The 5441-nt window shown below is 45.2% G+C and carries 5 protein-coding genes; all 5 read left to right on the top strand.

From position 1 onward, the window contains the following. The first annotated feature begins 332 nt into the window (after positions 1-332). Positions 333-1313, top strand: coding sequence for a sugar phosphate isomerase/epimerase family protein (locus ACEW8S_RS15615; protein ID WP_373519057.1), 981 nt, complete (start codon positions 333-335; stop codon positions 1311-1313). A 349-nt stretch (positions 1314-1662) separates the two neighbouring features. Then, complete coding sequence (lpxD, locus tag ACEW8S_RS15610) at positions 1663-2670, top strand: UDP-3-O-(3-hydroxymyristoyl)glucosamine N-acyltransferase (RefSeq protein WP_373519056.1); 1008 nt, start codon at positions 1663-1665, stop codon at positions 2668-2670. Between the two features lie 255 nt (positions 2671-2925). Then, positions 2926-3372 carry a response regulator gene (locus ACEW8S_RS15605; RefSeq protein ID WP_373519055.1) on the top strand — a complete coding sequence of 149 codons (447 nt, stop codon included), beginning with the start codon at positions 2926-2928 and terminating at the stop codon, positions 3370-3372. A gap of 213 nt (positions 3373-3585) precedes the next feature. Then, complete coding sequence (locus tag ACEW8S_RS15600; RefSeq protein WP_373519054.1) at positions 3586-5172, top strand: YdiU family protein; 1587 nt, start codon at positions 3586-3588, stop codon at positions 5170-5172. An 80-nt stretch (positions 5173-5252) separates the two neighbouring features. Beyond that, positions 5253-5441 (top strand): peptide-methionine (S)-S-oxide reductase (locus ACEW8S_RS15595; protein WP_373519053.1); only part of this gene is annotated, 189 nt, incomplete at its 3' end.

The following is a 5441-nucleotide window of genomic DNA, read 5'->3' as shown; positions in this document are numbered from 1 at the left end:
AAGATTTATAAGCTGACTGAAGATCGGCTGTCCGAAGAAATTACTATTTTTGCTCATAGTTGGATTATTGGTGGTACAATAAAACAACTATACGAAGAAAGCCTCAATATTTGAGGCTTTTTTTATCGGACACCAATGATTCTAATTATAACAAAATTACGTCATGGTGTTAGGTATGCAATACGTGTATATCATTGAAGTAGTTGGACCTGAATTCAATTTTCGAATTTGAAAGAATGGCAGTTTTCCAAGTAAAAATTTGGAAGAATGGCAATTTCCAAGTAAAAAAGTCAGGACAGGTTCTTATATTTATCCCTTAAAATAGTATCCCTATGCCAAACAAAATCACCCGAAGAAAGGCCTTGACTACCAGCATAAAGGGGTCCGTGGCGGCCATGGCCGGTTATTCCTTCGCCCCAACGTGGGCCAATTCCCCAGCCGGATACGGAGCCGAAATCCGTCAAAAACTACCCTTTCGAATAAGCCTGAACACCTCAACGATATCCGCCTATAAACTACCGGTCGACCAACAGATCGACAAGGTAGCCGCGACCGGTTTCGACGGGATAGAGCTTTGGATGCGCGATGTCAAATCCTATTTAGAAAGTGGGGGTACTACGGCTATACTACGGCAAAAACTTCAAACGGGAAATTTGATCTTAGAAGATATGATCGGTTTTTCGCCTTGGTGCAGCGATGATGCCGGGGAAAGAAAAAAAGCAGTTGCACAGCTTCGGAAAGAGATGTTGCTGACCGCCGAATTGGGCGGTAAATATATTGCTGCGCCTGTGTTAAGTCTTAAAACGCTGGACCCAGCGAAATTCGATGCCTATATCGAACGCTATTCCGCCATTCTTGACCTCAAGTCCGAAACCACGGTAACCCCCTTGTTGGAACTCTGGGGCATGGGCGCCCTACACAAATTGGCCGATTGCGCAAAAATCGCCATAGGCACAGCACACCCCGATGCCGCAATACTGCTGGATTTTTACCACATTTACCGGGGCGGGAACTCGTGGGAAACGTTGGACCTGCTGAACGGAGCCCGCCTGCCGGTTATCCATATAAACGATTATCCGGCCACCCCGAGCAGCGATAAACTAACCGATGCCGACAGGGTATTGCCGGGGGAAGGGATCTGTCCGTTCGACGAAATCCTTCCCAAACTGTACGCCTCCGGGTTTAGGGGAGGCCTTTCGGTAGAGCTTTTCAACAAAGACTACTGGGCAAGCATGGATGTTGATACCCTTTTGAAAAAAAGCTACGAATCCACTTTCAGGACCGTGAAAAATACGTTGGACGACCGAGGTTGAAGAAGAATTACATTCGGAGGTGACTTTGAATCCCAAAAATAAAAATGGGACATCCAAGATTACGCGTAACAAGATCACGCTTAAGATATCCCTTAGAAAACTTGTCTGAGAGACAACTACCCTACATCAAATCATCGATTAGTTTTGATTTTTAGTGTTCCAATTCCTCACTAAAAACTAAAATCCGATCAATCATTGCACAGTTCTTAACAATTGATTATCAAAGTGCTCAATTAATTGTTACCTTGTCGAACGCAATAGGTCCATCAGAAAAGGTATTGGGGCACCCTGACAACAAGCTCCAATACTATCTTTGTACTCCGCAATCGAATAATCAATACAGGCATTCATGGCATCATACACCCTAAAGGAAATCAATGACATTTTAGAAGGCGAACTCATAGGTGACACCGACCAAAGCATCGAAGGACCTGAGGAAATACAAAAAGCAGGCAGCAATCACATCACCTTTATAGGCAACACCAAATACGTAAAATTTTGGGCCGCATCAAAAGCCTGTGCCGCACTTATCGATCTTAATTTAGATATGGAGCCTGGCCACAACCGTGCTTTGATCAAAGTAAAAAATGTCGACTTGGCCATGGCGGAAATACTGGCGCTTTTTAATCCCCCGACACCTGTTTTTGAAACTGACATACATCCCACGGCAGTGGTACATGCATCCGCAGAAATTGGTGACGGATGCAAAATAGGCGCCAATTGCTATGTGGGCAAAGATGTTGTTTTAGGGAAGGATGTAATCCTATATCCGAATGTTTGCGTGTTCGACGACAGTCTCATCGGCGAGGGCACTATCGTTTGGTCAGGTACCGTTATCCGTGAACGCTGTATTGTTGGCAGTTACTGTATTTTTCATACCAATGTAAGTATCGGGGCTGACGGCTTTGGATATCGGCCCAGCGACGATGGCAAAGGCCTGGTCAAGATACCACAGATAGGCAATGTCATTATCGGGCATTATGTCGAAATCGGTGCCAATTCATGTGTTGATAGGGCAAAATTCAGTTCCACTATCGTTGGTGACGGCTGTAAAATCGACAACCTGGTTCAAATAGCGCACAATAGTATTATGGGCCGTTCTTGTATCATGGCGGGGCATAGCGGTCTTGCAGGTTCTGTTACCTTGGGCGATGGTGTTATGATAGGGGGAAGTGCCTCTATAAAAGACCACACCACCATACATTCCGGTGCTACGGTTGGTGCAGGCTCCGGGGTCATGAACAATGTGGAAGCGGGAAAGACTGTGTTGGGCTACCCGGCACAGGATGCAAGGGATATGTTGAAACAATGGGCCGCCGTACGGCAGTTGGTCAAAAGTAAAAAAGCCGACGCTTGAAAGCCAACCTTCCATCTTCTGCACCCTGTTCTCGAACGAACCAATTACTATCCCAAAAGACAGTAGTTCCAAATTACCTCGAAGTAAGCCCATCGTTCAAAATCGAATTTTGACTATCTCGAAAGGAAAAACTCCTTGGAATTTGCTTTCCAAAAAATACATGATTTACTTTTTTGGGTCAATTTCGGATGGAATAGGCGCAACGTTTGCCATTAGATCCCGCTAATTTTATTCCATACTTAAGGAAATATCTATATGGAAAAGCTTACTTTATATCTTGCAGATGACGATGCCGATGACCGAGAATTTTTTATAGAAGCTTTGGAAGAGGTTCCCGTGCTGACCGAAGTGAGGGAATTCAGTAACGGAGTGGATTTAATGGACGCTCTCTTTTCTAAAGAACCCCTTCCGGATGCAGTTTTTCTTGATCTGCACATGCCTCTAATGGACGGTTTCGAATGTTTGACAGATATCCGTAGCTTTCCCCAATTCGCCAAGGTAAAGATTATCGTGTATTCTACTTCCTATCATGAAAGGGAAGTGAATCAACTGAAGGAAGACGGCGCCGACCATTATTTACAAAAACCGAATTCCTTTCAAGAACTACAATCCCTGCTCTTTCAAAGTGTCAGAATTCTGGAACATGAACAAAGCGATACGAATATCACCGGGCAGTTTATTCTATTGGCGCAACCCTCTTAATGTTTTATTGAGCCATCGTTCCGCAGTGGATTTCAAACCTACTTTGATCGCTCGAATATTCCTTACCTATACCCGAAAGGTTGTAATTTTGGGAACTGAAACAACAGGAATTCCGGCCTTTGCGAAAGCTATTTTTCCGATTTTTAAATATTCCCCATCTTTGCAAAAAAGTTTAATCGAAAAGGATGGATCAGGAAAAAAAAGAATACGATTTTGATTTCAAACCTAAATATAAAGGACAGGTTCAACCAAGAACTTCCCGCCGACCCAATAACGCAAAATATCAGACGGCAGGTACCCAACGCCTGTTTCTCATTTGTGAAACCCAAGAAAACGGCAAAGCCAACGATGCTTCATGTATCCCCTGAAATGCTGAACGCATTGGGCCTAAGGGAAAAAGATGCGGAAAGTGATGCATTTTTAAATGTGTTTACGGGAAACGAGGTACTGCCCCACACGAATCCCTATGCGATGTGCTATGGCGGGCATCAATTCGGGAACTGGGCCGGACAGTTGGGCGATGGCCGTGCCATCAATTTGGCGGAGGTCGAACATAAAGGCAAATCTTGGGCGCTTCAACTGAAAGGTGCGGGCGAAACCCCTTACTCCAGAACAGCGGATGGCCTTGCGGTGCTGCGCTCATCCATACGTGAATACCTGTGTAGCGAGGCCATGTACCATTTGGGCGTGCCTACTACCAGAGCCCTTTCCTTGGCACTTTCGGGCGACCAGGTACTGCGCGATGTTATGTACAACGGCAATCCCGATTACGAAAAAGGGGCCATCGTATGTCGGGTCGCCCCCTCTTTCCTGCGCTTCGGAAGCTATGAAATTTTTGCGGCCCGAAAAGACACGGAAACCTTACGGACGCTTGTCGATTATACCATCGAACACCATTATGATCATTTGGGCGAACCATCCAAAGAGACCTATATCCAATTTTTTAAGGAAATAGTGGAGAAAAGTTTGGATATGGTCATGCATTGGCAGCGCGTAGGCTTTGTCCACGGCGTTATGAATACCGATAATATGTCCATTTTAGGACTAACGATCGATTATGGCCCGTACGGATGGTTGGAGGGATATGACAGGGGTTGGACCCCTAATACGACCGATAGCGGACAAAAACGATACCGATACGGTTCGCAGCCGCAAGTAGTGCTGTGGAACCTTTTCCAGTTGGCCAATGCGCTGTATCCCCTTATCGGGGACACCGAACCCTTGGAATTGATCCTGAAAAATTTCAGGGATGGATTGGGTAATGCCCATTTGACCATGATGAAGTCGAAACTAGGTTTGGTTGAAGAGGATAAAAAGGATGCGAAATTGATTGATGAACTCGAAAACGTACTGCAGCGTTCCGAAACGGACATGACTATCTTCTTCAGGAATCTGGCAAATTTTGAAAAGGATATGAATTTTGAAAAGGATGCAAAGGCCAATGGACTATCCGTTATTGCGGATGCTTTCTATAGTCCAAGTGAAATTACGGGCAACCTTGTAGAGGCATGGAAGGGCTGGTTCGCGAACTACCTGGATCGCCTGAAGAAAGAGACACGTAATGACCATGAGCGGAAAACGGTCATGAACACCGTTAATCCGAAATATGTACTGCGGAACTATATGGCGCAATTGGCCATAGATGCCGCCGACCATGGTGATTATTCGGATATTGAAGAACTGTTCAATCTATTGAAACTCCCGTATGCAGAACAGCCGGAAAACGAAAAATGGTTCGCCAAGCGCCCGGAGTGGGCACGGAATAAGGTAGGCTGTTCCATGTTGTCCTGTAGTTCTTAATCGAGATATCAAGTTTGACAAGATTCTAATCGGTCCCAACGCATTTGGTAAAATAACATAACATTTAAAACAACAATACAATGAGCAATTACAAAAAAGCATATATCGCAGGAGGCTGTTTCTGGGGCATGGAAGATCTTTTTAGGGTACGGCCCGGAGTGAGGGATACCGAAGTGGGATATTTGGGTGGGGACAATGAGAATCCCACCTACCGAAACCATCCCGGTCATGCCGAGGGTATTGAAATCACCTATGACCCACGGGAAACA

The organism is Pricia sp. (assembly GCF_041745955.1).
Classification (GTDB): domain Bacteria; phylum Bacteroidota; class Bacteroidia; order Flavobacteriales; family Flavobacteriaceae; genus Pricia.
The sequence above is the reverse complement of the archived record's forward strand: the minus strand, read 5'-3'. Positions and strand labels throughout refer to the sequence as shown.

Excerpts from the sequence above, each read along its gene's own strand:
- ACEW8S_RS15605 (WP_373519055.1), top strand. The coding sequence starts at position 2,926 with ATGGAAAAGCTTACTTTATATCTTGCAGATGACGATGCCGATGACCGA.
- lpxD (WP_373519056.1), top strand. The coding sequence starts at position 1,663 with ATGGCATCATACACCCTAAAGGAAATCAATGACATTTTAGAAGGCGAA.
- ACEW8S_RS15615 (WP_373519057.1), top strand. The coding sequence starts at position 333 with ATGCCAAACAAAATCACCCGAAGAAAGGCCTTGACTACCAGCATAAAG.